19 protein-coding genes and 1 other annotated feature are annotated in these 18,383 nt (G+C 66.6%); of the genes, 11 read left to right on the top strand and 8 right to left on the bottom strand.

The window, feature by feature from the left end; translation table 11 throughout:
- Positions 1–10 precede the first annotated feature (10 nt).
- From ACK4IU_RS12650 to ACK4IU_RS12630, 5 genes are all read right to left on the bottom strand, one after another.
- Positions 11–1,501: a SulP family inorganic anion transporter gene (locus ACK4IU_RS12650; protein ID WP_409735696.1), complete on the bottom strand. Its 1,491-nt coding sequence runs from the start codon at positions 1,499–1,501 to the stop codon at positions 11–13.
- A 63-nt stretch (positions 1,502–1,564) separates the two neighbouring features.
- Positions 1,565–1,622: a sequence feature (sul1 is cis-regulatory element that is thought to sense ions involved in sulfur or methionine metabolism; They are found in Alphaproteobacteria), on the bottom strand.
- 50 nt (positions 1,623–1,672) lie between these two features.
- Positions 1,673–1,849: a Trm112 family protein gene (locus tag ACK4IU_RS12645; RefSeq protein WP_409735694.1), complete on the bottom strand. Its 177-nt coding sequence runs from the start codon at positions 1,847–1,849 to the stop codon at positions 1,673–1,675.
- A complete protein-coding gene (locus ACK4IU_RS12640) occupies positions 1,846–2,487 on the bottom strand; it encodes an LON peptidase substrate-binding domain-containing protein (RefSeq protein WP_409735768.1) in 642 nt (213 codons plus the stop codon). The genes ACK4IU_RS12645 and ACK4IU_RS12640 overlap by 4 nt, the downstream gene beginning before the upstream one ends.
- Positions 2,488–2,513: 26 nt before the next feature.
- Complete coding sequence (gene trxA, locus ACK4IU_RS12635; protein WP_409735692.1) at positions 2,514–3,416, bottom strand: thioredoxin; 903 nt, start codon at positions 3,414–3,416, stop codon at positions 2,514–2,516.
- A 60-nt stretch (positions 3,417–3,476) separates the two neighbouring features.
- On the bottom strand, positions 3,477–4,034 hold the full coding sequence (locus tag ACK4IU_RS12630) for a DNA-3-methyladenine glycosylase I (RefSeq protein ID WP_409735689.1): 558 nt from the start codon (positions 4,032–4,034) through the stop codon (positions 3,477–3,479).
- 116 nt (positions 4,035–4,150) lie between these two features.
- On the opposite strand from ACK4IU_RS12630, the gene ACK4IU_RS12625 reads away from it, so the two are divergent.
- The 5 genes from ACK4IU_RS12625 (at position 4,151) to ACK4IU_RS12605 (ending at position 8,710) form a co-directional block, all read left to right on the top strand.
- Entirely contained in the window at positions 4,151–5,005 is an 855-nt protein-coding gene (locus ACK4IU_RS12625; protein WP_235019314.1) for an EAL domain-containing protein, read from the top strand.
- Between the two features lie 351 nt (positions 5,006–5,356).
- A complete protein-coding gene (locus ACK4IU_RS12620; RefSeq protein WP_409735685.1) occupies positions 5,357–6,532 on the top strand; it encodes an acetyl-CoA C-acetyltransferase in 1,176 nt (391 codons plus the stop codon).
- Between the two features lies 1 nt (position 6,533).
- Positions 6,534–6,920, top strand: a complete 387-nt coding sequence (locus tag ACK4IU_RS12615; RefSeq protein ID WP_409735683.1) for a hypothetical protein — start codon at positions 6,534–6,536, stop codon at positions 6,918–6,920.
- A gap of 97 nt (positions 6,921–7,017) precedes the next feature.
- On the top strand, positions 7,018–7,743 hold the full coding sequence (locus ACK4IU_RS12610; protein WP_409735681.1) for a beta-ketoacyl-ACP reductase: 726 nt from the start codon (positions 7,018–7,020) through the stop codon (positions 7,741–7,743).
- A gap of 106 nt (positions 7,744–7,849) precedes the next feature.
- Positions 7,850–8,710, top strand: coding sequence for a DMT family transporter (locus tag ACK4IU_RS12605; RefSeq protein WP_409735678.1), 861 nt, complete (start codon positions 7,850–7,852; stop codon positions 8,708–8,710).
- On the opposite strand, the gene ACK4IU_RS12600 is transcribed toward ACK4IU_RS12605, so the two are convergent.
- From ACK4IU_RS12600 to ACK4IU_RS12590, 3 genes are all read right to left on the bottom strand, one after another.
- Positions 8,707–8,871 (bottom strand): YdcH family protein, encoded by a 165-nt coding sequence (locus ACK4IU_RS12600; protein WP_137109774.1) that lies wholly within the window; start codon positions 8,869–8,871, stop codon positions 8,707–8,709. The genes ACK4IU_RS12605 and ACK4IU_RS12600 overlap by 4 nt on opposite strands.
- Before the next feature lie 101 nt (positions 8,872–8,972).
- The gene (locus tag ACK4IU_RS12595) at positions 8,973–9,731 is read right to left on the bottom strand and encodes a tRNA1(Val) (adenine(37)-N6)-methyltransferase (RefSeq protein WP_409735675.1); all 759 of its coding nucleotides are present in this window, start codon (positions 9,729–9,731) and stop codon (positions 8,973–8,975) included.
- Positions 9,731–9,946: a DUF2007 domain-containing protein gene (locus tag ACK4IU_RS12590; protein WP_409735673.1), complete on the bottom strand. Its 216-nt coding sequence runs from the start codon at positions 9,944–9,946 to the stop codon at positions 9,731–9,733. Before ACK4IU_RS12590 ends, ACK4IU_RS12595 begins: the two co-directional genes overlap by 1 nt.
- Positions 9,947–9,993: 47 nt before the next feature.
- Between ACK4IU_RS12590 and ACK4IU_RS12585 the strand changes: the two genes are divergently transcribed.
- From ACK4IU_RS12585 to ACK4IU_RS12560, 6 genes are all read left to right on the top strand, one after another.
- Positions 9,994–11,010 (top strand): polyprenyl synthetase family protein, encoded by a 1,017-nt coding sequence (locus ACK4IU_RS12585; protein WP_409735671.1) that lies wholly within the window; start codon positions 9,994–9,996, stop codon positions 11,008–11,010.
- Between the two features lie 230 nt (positions 11,011–11,240).
- Positions 11,241–12,068, top strand: coding sequence for an FHA domain-containing protein (locus ACK4IU_RS12580; protein ID WP_409735669.1), 828 nt, complete (start codon positions 11,241–11,243; stop codon positions 12,066–12,068).
- Entirely contained in the window at positions 12,049–13,143 is a 1,095-nt protein-coding gene (locus ACK4IU_RS12575) for a protein phosphatase 2C domain-containing protein (protein WP_409735666.1), read from the top strand. The genes ACK4IU_RS12580 and ACK4IU_RS12575 overlap by 20 nt, the downstream gene beginning before the upstream one ends.
- A 222-nt stretch (positions 13,144–13,365) precedes the next feature.
- Complete coding sequence (locus ACK4IU_RS12570; RefSeq protein ID WP_409735664.1) at positions 13,366–15,603, top strand: hypothetical protein; 2,238 nt, start codon at positions 13,366–13,368, stop codon at positions 15,601–15,603.
- Positions 15,604–15,736: 133 nt separating this feature from the next.
- On the top strand, positions 15,737–17,800 hold the full coding sequence (locus tag ACK4IU_RS12565) for a dynamin family protein (protein ID WP_409735662.1): 2,064 nt from the start codon (positions 15,737–15,739) through the stop codon (positions 17,798–17,800).
- Between the two features lie 30 nt (positions 17,801–17,830).
- A partial coding sequence (locus ACK4IU_RS12560; protein WP_409735659.1) for a dynamin family protein occupies positions 17,831–18,383 on the top strand: 553 nt, incomplete at its 3' end.

The following is an 18,383-nucleotide window of genomic DNA, read 5'->3' as shown; positions in this document are numbered from 1 at the left end:
GCATCTCCCTTCAGTGGGCCATAAGCTTGTCCATCGCGCCGGGCTTGTCGTGCAGCGCCAGCTTGTCGACGATGGTTTCGGAGGCGGCGTTCATTCCGACGATTTCCACCTCGGCCCCGTCGCGGCGGAACTTGAGCACGGCGAGGTCCAGCGCCTGCACCGAGGAGATGTCCCAGATATGCGCATCGGTCACGTCGATGACGACGCGGTCAAGCGCCTCCTTGAAGTCGAAGGCGGCCATGAAATCCTCGACCGAGGCGTAGAACAACTGCCCCTCGACCCGGTAGGTGCGGGTGCGGCCGTCCGGGCTGGCCGTGCTGGTCACGCGGAAGAGCTGCGCGATCTTGCCGGCGAAGAAGATGCCGGACAGGAGGACGCCGAGCAGGACTCCGATGGCGAGGTTGTGGGTGTAGACCACGGCGGCGACCGTCGCCAGCATCACCACCGAGGAGGAGCGGGGATGGGTGGCGAGGTTCCGGATCGAGGACCATGAGAAGGTGCCGATCGAGACCATGATCATGATCGCCACCAGCGCGGACATCGGGATCTGGCTGACCCAGTCGCCGAGGCCTACCACCATCACCAGAAGGAACACGCCCGAGGCAAAGGACGACAGCCGCCCGCGCCCGCCTGATTTCACGTTGATGATGCTTTGTCCGATCATGGCGCAGCCCGCCATGCCGCCGATGAAACCGGTGGCGGTATTGGCGAGGCCCTGGCCGACGCATTCCTGATTGCGGTAGGATTTCGTGTCGGTCAGGTCATCGACCAGCGTCTGCGTCATCAGGCTTTCCAGAAGGCCCACCACAGCAACGGCCAGAGAGTAGGGGAAGACGATCTGGAGCGTCTCGAAGGTCAGCGGCACGTCGGGCAGAAGGAAGACCGGCAGCGTGTCGGGCAGCGCGCCCATGTCGCCCACGGTGCGCACGTCCCAGCCGAAGGTCATGGTCAGCGCGGTGAGTACGACAATGGTGACGAGGGGCGAGGGGATTGCCTTGGTCACATAGGGGAAGAGGTAGATGATGGCGAGGCCGGCCGCGACCAGCGCGTAGGTCAGCCAGGTGACCCGGGTCGGGTCAAGTTCGGGAAGCTGCGCCAGGAAGATCAGGATCGCCAATGCGTTGACGAAGCCGGTCATCACCGATTTCGAGACGTAGCGCATGACGAACCCCAGCCGGGCCAGTCCCATGGCGATCTGGAGGATGCCCGCAAGGACGGTGGCCGCCAGCAGGTATTGCAGCCCGTGGTCCCTGACGAGCGTGACCATCAGGACGGCCGTCGCCGCCGTGGCGGCCGAGATCATGCCGGGCCTGCCGCCCGCGATGGCGGTGATGACGGCGACGGAAAAGCTGGCGTAGAGGCCGACCTTGGGGTCCACCCCGGCGATGATCGAGAAGGCGATGGCCTCGGGGATGAGGGCCAGGGCCACGACCAGCCCCGACAAGAGGTCAGGCCGGATGTTGCCGAGCCATTGGCTGCGGTAGGCGTCGAGTGAAAACATGCGAATTCCGTTCGGGGCCAGCCGCGTCAGGGGCGGCTGGTCGGTTGCGTGGGTCTGTGTGACGGTTGTCCGGCGGATCGGCGGCCGGAAGAGCCAGCCGGGAGTTGCACCCGGCTCCATGTTCGTTGCCCGCGCTATAGACGGGTTTCAGGGCAAAGCCAAGGCGCGGGGCTAATCGAGTTGCCGCGCCTCGCTGACCAGCATGATCGGGATGCCGTCGCGGATCGGGAAGGCGAGGTGGGCCGCCTTGGAAATCAGTTCCTGCTTCTCGGCGTCGTAGGTCAGGACGGCGTTGGTCACGGGGCAGACGAGTGCTTCCAGCATGCGGCGGTCGGCGGGGTCGCTCATTGCAGGATCTCCTCTTCGCCGCTGCCGCGCAGGGCGAATTCGATCAGGGTCACGATGGTCTCGCGCCGGGTGACGAGGGTCGGGGCTTCGAGGAGGGCCTGCTTGTCCTCGGGCGAGAAGGGGCAGAGCATGGAGAGCGAGTTGATGAGAAGCTCGGTCTCGGCTTCCTTGAGGCTGTTCCAGTCGGTCGAAAGGTTCAGCTTGGTGAAGTAGCGGCCGAGGAGGCCCATGAAATCCTCGCGCCGGAAGCCGGGGTCGTCCTCGGCCGGGCCAAGGTCGCGGGCGAAGGGGGCCCAGTCCACCAGGCAGCGGCGGTAGGGGGTGAAGCCCTGGACTTCTTCGCGGACGCGGTAGCGCGAGATGCCCGATAGGGTGATCATGTAGCGCCCGTCCTCGGTTTCGGAAAAGCCGGTGAGACGGCCGGCGCAGCCGATGGCTTGGAGCCGTTTCTCGCCGCCCGGGGTTTCGCGCGGTTGGATCATGCCGATCAGCCGGTGCTTGGTCTTCATGCAATCCTCGATCATCGCCAGGTAGCGCGGCTCGAAGATGTGCAGGGGAAGCCGCGCCCGGGGGAGCATGAGCGCCCCGGGCAGGGGAAAGACCGGAATGGTGTCCGGCAGGTCGGCTGCGGTGATCATGGGCATCAGGTAGCCCGGGTCAGGGATCAGGCAAATATCATCGACGACAGCTTGCGGCGGCCGGCGAGGACGATCGGGTCCTGCGGCTTCAGCGCCTCGAAGATGGTGAGGAGCTGGGTCTTGGCGGCGCCGTCGTTCCACTCGCGGTCGCGGCGGAACAGTTCCAGAAGCTGGTCGACGGCTTCCTTGGGGTTCCCGGCGGCCAGAAGGGCGGCGGCGAGGTCGTAGCGGGCCTGGTGGTCGTTCGGGTTCGCCTCGACGGCGGCGCGCAGGTCGGCCTCGGGGCCGGCCTTGGCGGCCTGTTTCGCCAGTTCCAGCTGCGCGCGGACGGCGTCGAGTTCCTTGGACCTGGCGACCGGGCCGGGGGCAGCGGCGATGAAGGCCTCGGCCTGGTCGAGGTTGCCGAGCGCGATATGCGCGCGGACGAGACCCGCGTAGGCGGTGGCGTTCTCGGGGTCTTCGCCCAGGATCGCTGCGAAGGTTTCGGCGGCATCGACGGCGGCGCCCTCGGCCAGCATCTCCTCGGCCGCCTTGATCGCATCGGCGAGGCCACCGTCGCCCGCAAGGGCGGAGACGCGGTCGATGAAGGCCTTCAGTTCCGAGGCGGGCACCGCGCCCTGGAAGCCGTCAACGGGCTGGCCCTGCCAGAAGGCATAGACGGTGGGGATCGACTGGATGCGCAGTTGCGCGGCGATGCGCTGGTTCTGGTCCACATCGACCTTGACCATGCGCACCTTGCCCCTGGCCGCGGTGACGGCGGCTTCGAGCATCGGGCCGAGCGTCCGGCAGGGGCCGCACCAGGCGGCCCAGAAATCGACAATGATCGGCACCTCGCGGCTCGCCTCGATCACGTCGGCCATGAAGGTGGCTTCGGTCGCGTCCTTGATCAGGTTCGCGTCGGCTTGCGGTTTTTCGCCCAGACCCAGCATTTGGACCTCCGGAAGGATGTTTGGCCTTATATGGCGGCTGCGGCGCGAAAGGCCAAGGGGTCAGCCAAAGTCGCAGGTGGCGATGTGGTCGTTGACCATGCCCGAGGCCTGCATGAAGGCGTAGGTGATCGTCGGGCCGACGAAGACGAACCCCTCGGCCTTCAGCGCCCGGGACATGGCCTGCGACTGAACGGTCTGCGCCGGGACCTCGGCCATGCTTGCCGGTCTTGGGCCGGGCGGCGGGGCGAAGGACCACAGGAAGGGCGAGAATCCTTCGCGCGCCTCGATCCGCAGGAACGCCTGCGCCCCACGGATCGCGCCCTCGATCTTGCCGCGATGTCGGACGATGCCCGCGTCGGCCAGAAGGCGGGCGATGTCGGACTCGCCCCAGGTTGCGAGGGTGGCGGGAGCGAAGCCTGCGAAGGCCGCGCGGAAGGCCTCGCGCTTGCGCAGGATGGTGATCCAGGAAAGGCCGGCCTGAAAGCTTTCCAGAAGCAGGAGTTCGAAAAGCCGCACCGCGTCGCGTTCGGGCCGACCCCATTCGTGGTCATGATAGGCCTGGTAGAGCGGATCCGACCCGCACCAGGGGCAACGTGTCGAATTGACGGCATTTCCCATGGGCGGACCTGCGCAGACCAAGATCGGAAAATTGGAACAAAATACGAATATTGAGGGTTCGTTTACCCGTTCGACCCTAGCCTGTCGACAGGATTCGGACCGGGCGGGGGCATTGAATGAGCTTTATGAAGGAACCGAGGAAGTCGAAATACGATCGTGATCCTTCGACCGCCAGTCCGCTGGACGTGGCTGTATCGGCGCAAGAGCGCGAGACGCTGGCGATGGTCGCCTCGGCGCTGGAAGATCGCCGCATGCGGCTGGCCTTCCAGCCCGTGGTCTATGCGGCCGACCCCAAGCTGATCGGCTTCTTCGAGGGGTTCATCCGGCTTCTGAACCTGCGCGACCAGGTGATCCCGGCGCGCGATTTCATGCCCATGGCCGAAATGCGGCAGCTCGGCCGCGAGATCGACTGTGCCGCGCTGCAACTGGGGCTGATGGCGATGCAGCGCAATCCGCACATCCGGGTGTCGATCAACATGTCGGCGCGGTCCGTGGGCTATCGTCCCTGGCTCGACATCCTGTATCGCGCGCTTCAGGACACGCCGCGCCTGGGGTCGAGCCTGATCCTCGAGATCAACGAAGCCTCGGCCATGCAGGTCCCGGATGTGCTGAAACCCTTCATGGCCGAAATGCGCGAAAGGGGCATCGTCTTTGCGCTGGACGATTTCGGGGCCGGGATGACCTCGCTACGCCTGCTGGAAGAGATGGATTTCGAGATCGCCAAGATCGACGGCAGCATGGTGAAGAACGTCGACCGGACCGGAGGCGGCAAGTCGGCGGTGCGGGCGGCCATCGCGATGGCCCAGGAGCTCGGGATGTATGTCGTCGCCGAGGCGGTCGAGACCGAAGCCGAGGCGACCTGGCTGCGCGACGCGGGCGTGGGCTGTCTGCAGGGCTATCTCTTCGGGGCCCCCACGGTGACGCCGGATTTCCGCGCTTTCCGGCACGGGCGGCCCAACCTCGGCGCCTGACCTCGCCGGTCGGGTTCGGGACGGGCGGACGCGCCCGCCTGCGGGCATCGGCCAACCCCAGGCCGCACGGCGCGGATCGGGGAGAGCCTGGCGCGACGGCGCAATCCGTCCGGCGGGAGTCTGCGGGAGGCAGGTGGCGCCTCGACCGATTCGTCGCACCTCGGGACTCTCGTTGCCGCGATCAGCCAGCGGGGCCGTGCATGGTCAACGAGGGGCCCCCGCCCGCGGTATCTTGCCCCGGGCCGCGCTCTGTCTTGCAACGGCAGCAATATGCCCTTAGGGCAGGAAGGGTAGCGGCGCGCGCCCCTCGTGCCGCCGCGCAGGCGCAGGCGCTAGTGGGAGAGGAACCAGATGACCAACGTCGTAATCGTGTCGGCGGGCCGCACCGCCGTGGGCAGCTTCAACGGATCTTTCGCCAATACGCCGGCGCATGACCTTGGGGCCGCCGTGATCGAGGCTGTCGTCGCCCGGGCGGGCATCGACAAGGCCGAGGTGGAGGAAACGATCCTTGGGCAGGTGCTGACGGCAGGTCAGGGCCAGAACCCGGCCCGCCAGGCGCATATCAAGGCCGGCCTGCCGAAGGAATCCAGCGCCTGGTCGCTGAACCAGGTCTGCGGCTCGGGCCTGCGCGCCGTTGCGCTGGGTGCGCAGCATGTGCAGCTGGGCGACGCGCGGATCGTCGTCGCAGGCGGGCAGGAGAGCATGAGCCTGTCGCCCCATGTCGCGCATCTGCGCGCGGGTCAGAAGATGGGCGATCTGAACTTCATCGACTCGATGATCAAGGACGGGCTCTGGGACGCCTTCAACGGCTATCACATGGGCCAGACCGCCGAGAACGTCGCCAACCAGTGGCAGATCAGCCGCGACATGCAGGACGAATTCGCCCTTGCCAGCCAGAACAAGGCCGAGGCGGCGCAGAAGGCCGGCAAGTTCAAGGACGAGATCATCCCCTTCACCGTCAAGACCCGCAAGGGTGACACCGTGGTGGACCAGGACGAGTACATCCGCCACGGCGCCACGATCGACGCGATGCAGAAGCTGCGCCCGGCCTTCACCAAGGATGGCTCGGTGACCGCCGGCAATGCGAGCGGCATCAACGACGGTGCCGCGGCGGTGGTCCTGATGACCGAGGAAGAGGCCGCCAAGCGCGGGCTGAAGCCCCTCGCGCGGATCGCCTCCTACGCGACGGCCGGGCTGGACCCGTCGATCATGGGCGTGGGCCCGATCCATGCCAGCCGCAAGGCATTGCAGAAGGCGGGCTGGAAGGTCGGCGACCTGGACCTCGTCGAGGCGAACGAGGCCTTCGCCGCCCAGGCCTGCGCGGTGAACAAGGACATGGGCTGGGATCCGGCGATCGTGAACGTGAACGGCGGCGCCATTGCCATCGGCCACCCGATCGGCGCCTCGGGCGCTCGGATCCTGAACACGCTCCTGTTCGAGATGGGCCGGCGCGGTGCCAACAAAGGACTGGCAACGCTCTGCATCGGGGGCGGCATGGGTGTCGCCATGTGCCTGGAACGCGCCTGAGATGCGGGCTGGCCTGGCGGCCTGTCTGGTCCTGGCCGCCTGTCCCGCCGCCGCCGAGGAGCCGCCGCGCTGGGCCTATCTGGCCGAATGCAGCGCGGTGTTCCGCGCCGTGTCGCTGTCACGCGACTATGCCAGCGTGAGCGAGGCGCAGCGGGCTGCGGCGATCGAAGCCGCCGGACGGTTCCGGGACCGTGCGGTGGCGGTCGCTGGCGAAGCCGGTCAGACCAATCCGGAGGCGGACGTGGCCTCGATCATGGTCTACCTGGAGCCGCGCTGGGAGAACCGGATCGAACGGCTGCTGTCGGTCAGATCGAATCTGGACTGGATCGACTACTGCCGGCGCCTTGGCCGCGAAGAGGGCGTCATCACGCCGCTGGTCACGCCCTGAGGGAAGTCTTTCGCGCAATAATGTTGCGCCCCTGAATTCCTTTCGGTAACAGGATTTCAAGGACATACGGCAGCATACCCCCAGGAGGAGAATCACGATGGCACGGGTTGCACTGGTCACGGGCGGATCGCGCGGCATCGGCGCGGCGATTTCGGTCGCGCTGAAGGCGGCGGGCTACAAGGTCGCGGCGAACTACGCCGGCAACGACGAGGCGGCGGCGGCCTTCACCAGGGAGACCGGCATCCCGACCTACAAGTGGTCGGTCGCCGATTACGATGCCTGCGCGGCGGGGATCGCCAAGGTGGAGGCCGATCTCGGCCCGATCGAGGTGCTGGTGAATAACGCCGGCATCACCCGGGACGCGATGTTCCACAAGATGACGCCGCAGCAGTGGAAAGAGGTGATCGACACCAACCTCACCGGCCTGTTCAATATGACCCATCCCTTGTGGTCGGGCATGCGCGACCGCAAGTTCGGGCGCGTCATCAACATCTCGTCGATCAACGGGCAGAAGGGCCAGGCGGGTCAGGCGAACTATTCGGCGGCCAAGTCTGGCGACCTGGGGTTCACCAAGGCGCTGGCGCAGGAAGGCGCGCGGGCCGGGATCACGGTCAATGCGATCTGCCCGGGCTACATCGGCACGGAAATGGTGCGCGCCATCGACGAGAAGGTGCTGAACGAACGCATCATTCCGCAGATCCCGGTCGGTCGCCTGGGCGAGCCGGAAGAGATCGCCCGGATCGTGGTCTTCCTGGCCAGCGACGATGCCGGTTTCATCACCGGATCGACCGTCAGCGCGAACGGCGGGCAGTTCTTCGTCTGATGTCAGCCGGCGTGGCCTGACATACTGCCTGGGGCCATCCTGCAGGGTGGCCCTTTTCCTTGCCGGTCCGGGCCGGTAAGCAGGGCGCCGGCAATCGGAGGCGAAGGTGAGCAGGACAAGGGCAACGCTGATCGGCTTTTCCGCCGTCCTGATGTGGTCGCTTCTGGCGCTGTTCACCATCGGCAGCGCACCGGTGCCGCCCCTGATGCTGAATGCCATATGCTTTGCCATCGGCGGGCTGATCGGGCTGGCCTGGACGGCGCGGTCGGGCCTTGGCGTGCTGCGAGGCATCGACTGGAAGGTCTATGCCTTCGGCACGGCTGGCCTGTTCGGCTATCACCTGCTGTATTTCACCGCCTTCCGTCTGTCGCCCACAGCGGAGACCGGCCTGATCGCCTATCTGTGGCCCCTGTTCATCGTGCTGTTCTCGGGCCTCCTGCCGGGTGAGCGGTTGCGGCCGCTGCATGTGATCGGCGCGCTGATCGCCTTTGCCGGCGCGGCGCTGATCGTGCTGGCGCGCGGGGGAGAGGCGGGCGGCTCGGCGCTTGGCCTGCTGCTCGCCTTCGGCTGCGCGCTGACCTGGGCGGGCTATTCGGTGTTGTCGCGCCGGCTGGGAGCCGTGCCGACCGAAAGCGTGACCGTGTTCTGCCTTGCCACGGCGGCCTTGTCCCTGCTGGCCCATCTGGCGCTGGAACAGACGGTCTGGCCCTCGGGCGCGATGGGCTGGGCGGCGGTGCTGGCCTTGGGCATCGGCCCGGTGGGCGCTGCCTTCTTCACCTGGGACATCGGGATGAAGCGGGGCGACATACAGCTCCTGGGCGTGGCAAGCTATGCGGCGCCGCTGTTGTCAACCCTTGCTTTGATCCTTGCCGGCATTGCCCAACCGACATGGACCATCGCGCTTGCGGCGATCCTGATTGCCGGAGGTGCGGCGCTGGCCGCCCGGGCCAGCGCCGGAAGGGATTAGTGGCTCAGCCGCTCGATTTCCTCTTTCAGGCGCAGCTTCTGCTTCTTGAGATCCGCGATCTTCAGGGCATCCGTTGCGGGACTGCGCTGGGCTTGCTCGACCATTTCCGAGAGAGTTTCGTGCTTCCTGCGCAGTTCCACCAGATGCGATGCGATCGTCATGGTCGTCCTCCTGTCAAAGCTACTCACAGGGGCAAGTGGACCATGATTGTCGAGTCGTGTCATCCCTTGTTACGGGGATGTGACAGTTTGATGCGGAAAATTCAGCGGAAGGCGGCGCACAGATCGGCGCCATCGCGCAGCACGGCATTGGCGGCGGGCGTATAGCTTTCGCGGTCGCCGTCATGCGCGGGCCCTTCGTGAACGACGAAGGGCGCAAGCAAACGGAAGGGCGCGCGTCCCCCCTTGCGAGCCTGCACGATCACGCGCAGCGCCGCGCGGCCCTCGCGCGCTGCCAGCGGCAGGACGGCGGCCGAGCCGAGTTTCGGCGCGAGCGCCGACAGCACCTCGGGCAGGCCGTCGGTGCCGCAGATCAGCGTCAGCCAGCCGCCGGGCCGCAGCCGGCGGGTCGCGGCGGCCACCCAGGCCGCAAGCGGGGTTTCGACCTGCATCGCCCGGGCGCGGGCGGCGACGGGCGAGGGGCTGCCGCCCGCGGGGTAGTAGGGCGGATTGGCGATGACATGATCGAAGTCCTGGCGCAGCGGGGCGGGCATCCGGGTCAGGTCGCCCTCATGCACCGCGATCGCGATGCCGTTGCGGGCGGCGTTGCGCCGGGCGAGATCGGCATAGGCCGGTTGCAGCTCCAGCCCCGCAAGCGAAAGTCCCGGCACCCGTAGGCCGAGGCAGAGCGCCGCCGCCCCCGCGCCACAGCCGAGGTCAAGCACGCTTTGCCCCGGTTCGGCCGGACATGCGGCGGCGAGGAGCACGGGGTCTGTCGCGGCGCGGTAGCCCTTCAGCGGTTGCAGAAGCCGCAGGCGTCCACAGAGGAACTTGTCGTCGGAGAGATCCTCGTCGGCGAACATCAGGGGCTCGCCACGATGCCGTTGTCGCGCAGGATCGCCGTGGCGCGGAAATGGTCCTGGTCAGCCACCATAAGCCGGCGCGGCAATATGCCAAGGCTGCCGTCCAGGACGCTCATGTGGACGTCCAGGGGAAAGGCCGCTATACCCTCGCCTTCAAGAAGGACCGTGGCAAAGGCGATCACCGTAGGGTCGGTCGTGCGCAGAAGTTCCTTCATGGGATCGGGTTACTCTCGCCGGTCGGGCGGGGCAAGGGCGGCAAGGCATGGACGGGGCGGGCGACAGCGCGGTGCAAGCAAAGGTGACTCCGCAGGACAGGCTGGGCGCCCTGCTGGCCGAGGACATGGCGGCAGTGAACGCGCTGATCCGCGAGCGGATGGCCAGCGAGCATGCGCCGCGCATCCCCGAGGTGACGGCACATCTGGTCGAGGCCGGCGGCAAGCGGCTGCGGCCCCTGCTGACGCTGGCCGCGGCGCGGATGCTGGGCTATGCGGGCGCGGACCACGTCAAGCTGGCCGCGACGGTGGAGTTCATCCATACCGCCACGCTCTTGCACGACGATGTGGTGGACGAAAGCCAGCGCCGCCGCGGGCGGCCCACGGCGAACCTCTTGTGGGACAACAAGTCCAGCGTGCTGGTGGGCGACTACCTCTTTTCCCGCAGTTTCCAGCTGATGGTGGAAACCGGCAACCTGCGGGTGCTGGACATCCTGGCCAATGCCTCGGCCACGATCGCCGAGGGCGAGGTGCTGCAACTGACCGCCGCGCAGGATCTGCGGACGGACGAGGGCATCTATCTGAAGGTGGTGCGGGGCAAGACGGCGGCTCTGTTCGCGGCGGCGACCGAAGTGGGCGGGATCATCGCCGGGGCGCCGGAGGCAGTGGTCAGGGCGCTGCGCGATTATGGCGACGCGCTGGGCATCGCCTTCCAGATCGCCGACGACATCCTGGACTACGGCGGGTCGGACGCGGTGATCGGCAAGAACACCGGCGACGATTTCCGCGAACGCAAGCTGACCCTGCCGGTCATCAAGGCCGTGGCGAAGGCGGATGCCGAGGAACGCGCCTTCTGGGAGCGCGTGATCGAGAAGGGCGACCAGAAGGACGGAGACCTGGCGCGGGCGCTGGTGATTCTCCGCCGTCACGATTCGATTGCGGCCAGCCGCGACGCGGCCCTGGCCTGGTCCGCGCGGGCCAAGGCGGCGCTTGACAACCTGCCCGTGCACGCGCTGCGCGACACTCTGTCAGAGCTTGCAGATTTCGTGGTTCGTCGCCTATTCTGAGACAGAATGTAGAGTCTGATCCGCGAAATGACCGGAATCGGATCATCATTTGGACAAAGTCTTTGCCTATCCCAAAAGACTGACGAGGTGAAAACCGGCGTCGGTCTGCGTGGCGGGAGAGGCATGGTTGCGGCCGGGGCGGGGTCGCCTGATGCCGGTTGAGGTCTTGGTAACCGATGCTGGGCAAAGATGGATGAACCCGGGCAGCTTCCCGGAGTGGAGTGTGGAACATGAAACTGTTCGACTGGCTGTTTCGTCGGAAGTCCAAGGCATCGCGCGGGGCCCGGTTCCCTGGCAGCGAGGCCGAGCAGATCCAGGCCACGAAGGCCGCGATCGACGCGGTCGCCGCGGGCAGCGGGCCGGCGGCAGGCCGGTTCCCCAAGCTGGCCGGCGGTGTCACCGAAGTCCTGACCCAGACCCCGAACAGCGCCGTGGTGGCCAAGGAAGGCCCGACGCCTACGGTAAACATCTGGGAGATCGAGGAAGAGGCGCCCGAACCGACGCCGACGCCAACCCCCGCACGTGAGATCGCTGCGGATGCCGGGGCCCGTCGGCGGGCGACCCGCACGAAAACCCGTGTCCTCGGATTCGAGCCGCAGCCGGCCGCGGTGGTGCCGCTGTTCGACGAGGGCCGGATGGACGACCCGATCGAGCCGGGCGACAAGTCGGGCGTGGTGATGTATCCGACCGGCTGGCTGGTCATCAAGGCCGGCCCCGGGCGCGGCGCGGCCTTCCCGGTGATGCGGGGCGTGTCGCAGATCGGCCGCGGGTCGGATCAGACGATCGCGCTCGATTTCGGCGACATGGCGATCTCGCGCCAGCATCATGCGGCCATCGCCTATGATCCGATGACCCATCAGTTCCATCTTGGCCACGGGGGCAAGTCGAACCTGGTGCGGCTGAACGGCAAGCCCATGCTCTCGACCGCCGTCGTCGGCGACGGTGACGAGATCCAGATCGGTGAAACGACCTTGGTGCTGAAAGTGTTGTGTACAGCCGACTTCAATTGGTCGGCGGTCGACTCCGAAGGGGACACGGATGATATGGCGATCGCGTGAGCCACGCTATGACGTCGCCTCGGGGATCAGCCAGGGCGCGCGGGACTATCAGGAAGACGCGATAACGGCCGATTTCCCGGTCGGGGCCGAGGCAGGGTTTGTCGTGCTGGCCGACGGCATGGGCGGCCACGCGGCCGGCGACGTGGCGTCCAAGATCGTCCTGACCGAGGTCTTCAGCGAGCTGAAGTTCCATTTCGCGGATGTGCAGGCCTTCGAGGCGCGGGCCCCGGAAATCCTGCGCAGCGTTGCCGATCTGGCGAACGAGACCCTGCGCCAGCATACCCGCACCCACCCCGAGACCGAGGGCATGGGCGCGACGCTGGTGGTGCCGGCGCTGATCGAGAACCGGCTGTGGTGGATCTCGATCGGCGATTCGCCGCTGTTCCTGTTCCGGGGCGGCAAGTTGACCCAGTTGAACGAGGACCATTCGATGGCGCCGCAGATCGACTTCATGGTGAAGTCAGGTCTGATGGATCCGGTTGTCGGGGCAAACCATCCCGACCGGAATTGCCTGATCTCGGTGCTGATGGGCACGCGGATCCCCAAGATCGACTGCCCGACCCGGCCCTTCGAGTTGCAGGCCGGCGATATCGTCCTGTGTGCGTCAGACGGGGTGCAGTTCCTGAGCAATGCCCAGATCGAGAAGGTTCTGCACCGCTACCGCAAGGCGCGGTCCACAGAGATTGCGGAACATCTGCTGGAGGAGCTTGAGCGGCTCGACGATCCCGATCAGGACAATATCAGCTTCACCGTCATAAAGGTGAACGACGCCTCGGTCCGGCCGAGGCAGGAACGCCCGCATCGGCCTTCGGCAACGGTTGCGCGCCCACGGCGTCCGACGACGGTTGCGATCGAACCGGTCGCCGCGCAGATGCCGAAGGTGTCTCCCGGTCTTTCCCCTGCCGCTGGAGTGGCTCCCGGGCCAAGGACACAAGCAGCCACCCCGCTGCCCCTGCCCGAGCCGAAGCCGGCTCGCACGGTCATTGCGGCGGTGCAGGAAAGACACCCTGATCCGTCGGTTGAGGATTTGTCGCCTGTCCGGTTGCGGCCAAGGCGAGTCACCGTCATAAAGTAAGACATGGCAAACTCGGATGAGGAACTGACAGTCGCCCAGCGGCTTGGCCGCGCACTTGACCGCGGTCTCCTGCCCGCGGGCGGTCCGGCCGAGGCTGCCGAGCGCCTGATCAAGCGCCTGGAACGCCCCGCCCGCCTTGCGCTTCTGGGTCTGCCCGGGTCGGGCAAGTCCTCGATCCTGAATCTCCTTGTCGGGGCACCCGTGGTCCCCGAGACCTTGCGCTTGCCGACGATCATCGTCCAGCACGGCACCACGGCCCGGATGGTCTGCACCCTGACCGACGGCAGCACGAAGATACTGCCTGGCAGCAACCTGGCGGATGTCCTGCCTCTGGCCCCCGCCCTGGTGACGGTGGAGCTGGACCTTGCGGCGCTGAAGGTCATCAGCCTGCTCGAAGTCTCGGCCGGGCCGATGGAGGTCGAGCAGAAGCGCGCCGCGAACTGGGCCGCCAAACGCTCGGACATCGTGATCTGGTGCACGACCTCTTATCTGCCAAAGGAGCAGGCGGTCTGGGAGAGTCTTCCCGACGCGGTCAAGGACAACAGTTTCATGTTCCTGACCAAGATCGATCTTCTTGGCAGCAAGCAGTCGGCCGCGGCGATGCATGACCGGGTCGAACTGCGTGCAGGCGAGGAGTTCCGGCAGATCCTGTCGGTATCGGCGAAGGAGGCCCGTGCCGCGGTGCCGCCTGGCGGCCCGGTCAATCGCGAACTGTTCCGCGACAGTGGAGCGGCTGCCGTGATTGCGGCAATCAAGACCCGCGTACAGTCGGGGCGGCGCGCCGACATGGACACCGCCGAACTCCTGCTGGCACGCCATGTGGAGGCAAGCGAACTGGTCGCGCGCCGGTTCGCCGAGTCTGGAGATGAGGCGGAGTCCAAGGGCGCATGGGTTCCGCCGCCCGAGCCCGAGCTGGAAGCCACCGGGCACGCACCTGCGAGCGAGGCCACGCCTGCGGACGAGACGCCGGTTGAGGCGCCGGAGCGCGCGCCGCTCGAAGGGCCGGCAGATGGATCGGAACCGGAGGCCGGGTATGCGCCCGAGCCCGAACCGGAACTCGAATCCAAGCCCGAGCCCGAACCTACGCCCGAACCGGAACCGCTGGGATCGCAAGCCGCCGCGGTGGCTGAACCCGAAGACGGCTCGGCCACGCCGCGCAAGCGGTTTGCCGACCGGATAAAGCGCGTGGCCACCGCCGGCGAATCGGCCCCTTCGGCAAAGGTTCCGTTGCGCTCGACCTGGAAATCGAAGGCCGAACTCGAGGCACAGGCCGCCCCCGAGCCTGATCCCGCGCCTGCGGCGAAGTCGCAGCAGCCGTCACGCAGGCCGCGGGCCGGCGTCGCAGGCGCGGCAGAGGCGGGCAGTGGCGATGCGCCGCCGACAAGCCCGGTGCCACCCGTTGCGCCGGAAGCGGAGACCGCCGCCGGACTGCCGTCCGAACCCGAGCGCATCGTCGTTCCACGCGATCGTCCGCGGCGAGACCGCCCTCAGGCGGCGACACCGCGACCCGAGGCGGACGCGGAAAGTGGCGATGGCGACAGCCCGGCGGGAGAGCGCACCAAGGGCATTGGCGTCGGCCGCAAGCTGGAAGGCCTGGTCCGCGGCGCCCCTCTGCCTGACCTGTCCGCGCTGCGGGCGCGACCGGAAGAGATGGCGGCCTCCGCGGAGCCCGAAGGCGACGAGCCCCCGGACACCGAAACGGACGAGGCCGCGCCGGTGCTGCCTGGACGCGAATTCGACGAGGCGGACGCCGCTTCTGCCGAGGCAGGCTTTCCCAAGGCCGCACCGGTGGCTGAACCGGAACCTGCTTCGGCACGGGCGGTGGAGCGGCCTCGGCTGTTCGGGCGGGACGCGCGCCCGAGTCCCTCCGACCCGGCGCCGCCGCACACCCCCGTCACGCCGCCGCCGCGCACGGCCCCGGTCACGCGCCTGCCCGCCTCGGCCCGGACCCGCCCGACGGTTGCCACCCCGCAGCCAGCCGTGCCCCAGCCGAGCGACGCTGCGTTGCTGTCGCCGAGGGCGATCATGATGCGCGACCGGCCGTCCGAGGCTGAACAGCCAGCCCCGCGCCGCGAACGCCCGCGGATCGCTGCGCGGGCCGTGCCGGTCAGCGCGGCGCCCTCTGCCCCGGCGCCGGAGGTTGGTGCCGACGCGGGCCTGGCGGATCAGGCGATCGCCCTGATCGTGTCGCGCACGGCAGAGCTTGAGCGCGAGGTCGACCCCGAGGGCAAGGTGCCGGTGGACCTGATTCTGGACCACACCCGCGAGACGGGCGAGCAGTTGATGAACCTGGTGTCGCAGGGCCGGTCCGAAGCCATGCGCCGAATCAATGGCGACCTTGGTGAGGTGCTTGACCTCATCATGTTGATGCAGTTGGAGAAAGGTCACGCACCTGCCGACGACGCGCTGACCCTGCTCTTGCAACTTAGACGCGAACTGGAAACATTGCGCGCCGTGTGACGGCATTGTGAGCGTAGAATCGTCAAGAATGTGCCCAATTGGGACCACTTTCCAAACTTATGACATGATTGCGGGGACTTGTGTCGAATGGTGCTCGAACTAGGTGATTCAGGCCCGCAGGTATGAGGTGATCATGGCACTGGGTGCGGTTGCAGAGAACGAGGTCGAGCTTGACGGCATCGCCGTCGAGGAGCCCGAGGTTGCGCTGAAACGCAATTTCCCGGGCATGACGCGCATTGCCGACGCCATCAGGCAGTTCGAGGACGTGCTGCGCGATTTCGTGACCATGGCCGACCCGGACACGGCCAAGAAGGTCACCCGGATCATGAGCCAGGTGCGCGAGGTTGAGCCTTCGGTCACCGTGATCGGCCAGATCAAGGCCGGCAAGACCTCGCTTCTGAACGCGATGATCGGCGCGCCGGGGCTTCTGCCCACGGATGTGAACCCCTGGACCTCGGTCGTCACCTCGCTGCACATCAACACGCCCAGCCCCGAGCTGAACGTGAAGGCGAAGTTCAAGTTCTTCGACAACGCCGAATGGGAAAAGCTTGTCTCGAACGGCGGCCGGATCGGCCAGCTGGCGGCACGGGCGGGCGCGGACGACGAGCTGGAAAAGCTGCGCCTTCAGGTCGTGCAGATGCGCGAGAAGGCGCAGGCGCGGCTGGGCCGCAAGTTCGAGATGCTGCTGGGCACCGAACATCGCTACGGCACGATGGATGACGCGCTGTTGCGGCGCTATGTCTGCGTGGGCGACGAGGAATCGGGCGGTGCCGAGTCCGGTCGGTTCACCGACATCACCAAGTCGGCCGACCTGTATATCGAGCGCGAGGATTTCCCGATCCAGATGTGCGTGCGCGACACGCCCGGCGTGAACGACACGTTCATGATGCGCGAGCAGATCACGATCAATGCGGTCCGCGACAGCCGGTCCTGTATCGTGGTGCTGTCGGCGCATCAGGCTCTGACGACGATGGACATGGCGCTGATCCGCCTGATCGCGCACCGCCAGAGCCGCGAGATCATCATCTTCGTCAACCGGATCGACGAACTGCCCGATCCGGCCAACCAGGTGCCCGAGATCCACCGTTCGATCCTCGAGACGCTGGAAAAGAACAACGCCCCGCCGGACATCGACATCATCTATGGCTCGGCCCATTGGGCCAATGCGGTGCTGGAAGGCAAGATCGACGAGATGACCGACGACTCGACCGAGTCGGCGATCAACTGGACCCGCGCGGCCTTTGCCGACAAGATGTCGGAATGGACCGCCGAGCAGCTGGTCTGGCATGCCTCGGGCGTGCCGGCGCTTCTGGATGCGCTGGGGCAGCGGATGTACGAAGGCCCGGTGCGGGAGGCGTTGCAGAAATCGGCGCGCCAGGCGTTGAACCTGGCGCAGAGCCTGGATGTCGTCGATCAGGTGCGGATCCTCGAGTCAGAAGGCCAGCTGAACCGGACGATGACCCCGCAGCAGCTGGACGCCGAACTGCGCAAGATCGAGCAGGCGGCGGTGGAAAAGCTGACCCATCTGACCAACAACGTCTGCAAGGACTTCACCAACCGCATCGACCAGAGCTATGAACGCTTTCTCGACCGGGCGACCAACAGCCTGATCGAGCATCTGCAAACCCATGGCGAGGATGCGACCTGGCATTACAGCCCGCTGGGGCTGCGGATGCTTCTGTCCTCCAGCTATCAGGTCGTACTGAAGAAGATGCACGCCATCGCCGCCGAGGTGAACAACGAGACCGCCGTGCAGATCGCAGATCTTTACGGCAAGACCTTCTCGATCACCGTGGAAGGCTTCAAGATCGAGACGCCGGTCGTGTCCTACATCCCGCCGCCGATCAACCTGGGCCAGACCATCGCGCTGGACCTTCAGGTCGGCTGGTGGAAGGGCTGGTGGCAGCGCCGGCGCGGCTACAAGGCCTTTGCGCAGGACTTCAACAAGCTGATCCGCGCCGAGACCGACCCGATCATCAACGACCTCAAGACCATCCAGATCGGCCTGTTCCGCGAACGGACCCAATCCACGCTGCGTGACTTCCTGCAGGAACAGCGCGAGCTTCTGATGAGCGCGCTGGCCAGCTCGGAAATCTCGATGGAAGAGATGAAGGAGCTGTTCGGCGTGAATGCCTGGGAAGACCGGCAGGAATGTCTGGCCTCGATCATGGACGAACTGGCGATCTACGCCGACTAGGTGCGTAAAGGGTACGAAAGGACCTGAGGAATGCCGCTGACCCGCAAACCCCGCATCGCCATCATGGGCGAGTTCAGTTCGGGCAAAAGCACGCTCTGCAACGTGTTGATGGGGGCAAGGCCGCTGTTGGAAAAAGTCACGGCGACGCAGTTGCCGCCGGTCTGGCTGTCCTACGGTCCTGACGACGCCTACACGATGGGCCTCGATGGCCATGCCTATGATCTGGATCTGGCCGAACTGGAGGATGTCAGCCTCGAGACGACGGAGCATGTCCGCATCTTCATGAAGAGCGACATCCTGCGCTATTGCGACCTGATCGACATGCCGGGGATCTCGGACCCGTCGATGTCGTCGGAAGTGTGGGAGCGGATGGCGCACCTGGCCGATGGCGTCTTGTGGTGCACCCATGCCACCCAGGCCTGGCGGCAGTCGGAATCCGGCGTCTGGTCCACCTTCCCGAAAGAAATGCGCGACAACAGCCTGCTTCTGGTGACGCGCTTCGACAAGATCCTCGGCGACAAGGACCGCGCCAAGGTCATCAAGAGAGTCCGCCAGGAAACCGAGGGCCTGTTTGCCGACGTCT

The organism is Tabrizicola flagellatus (genome assembly GCF_046295235.1).
Classification (GTDB): Bacteria; Pseudomonadota; Alphaproteobacteria; order Rhodobacterales; family Rhodobacteraceae; genus Tabrizicola; species Tabrizicola flagellata_A.
The sequence above is the reverse complement of the archived record's forward strand: the minus strand, read 5'-3'. Positions and strand labels throughout refer to the sequence as shown.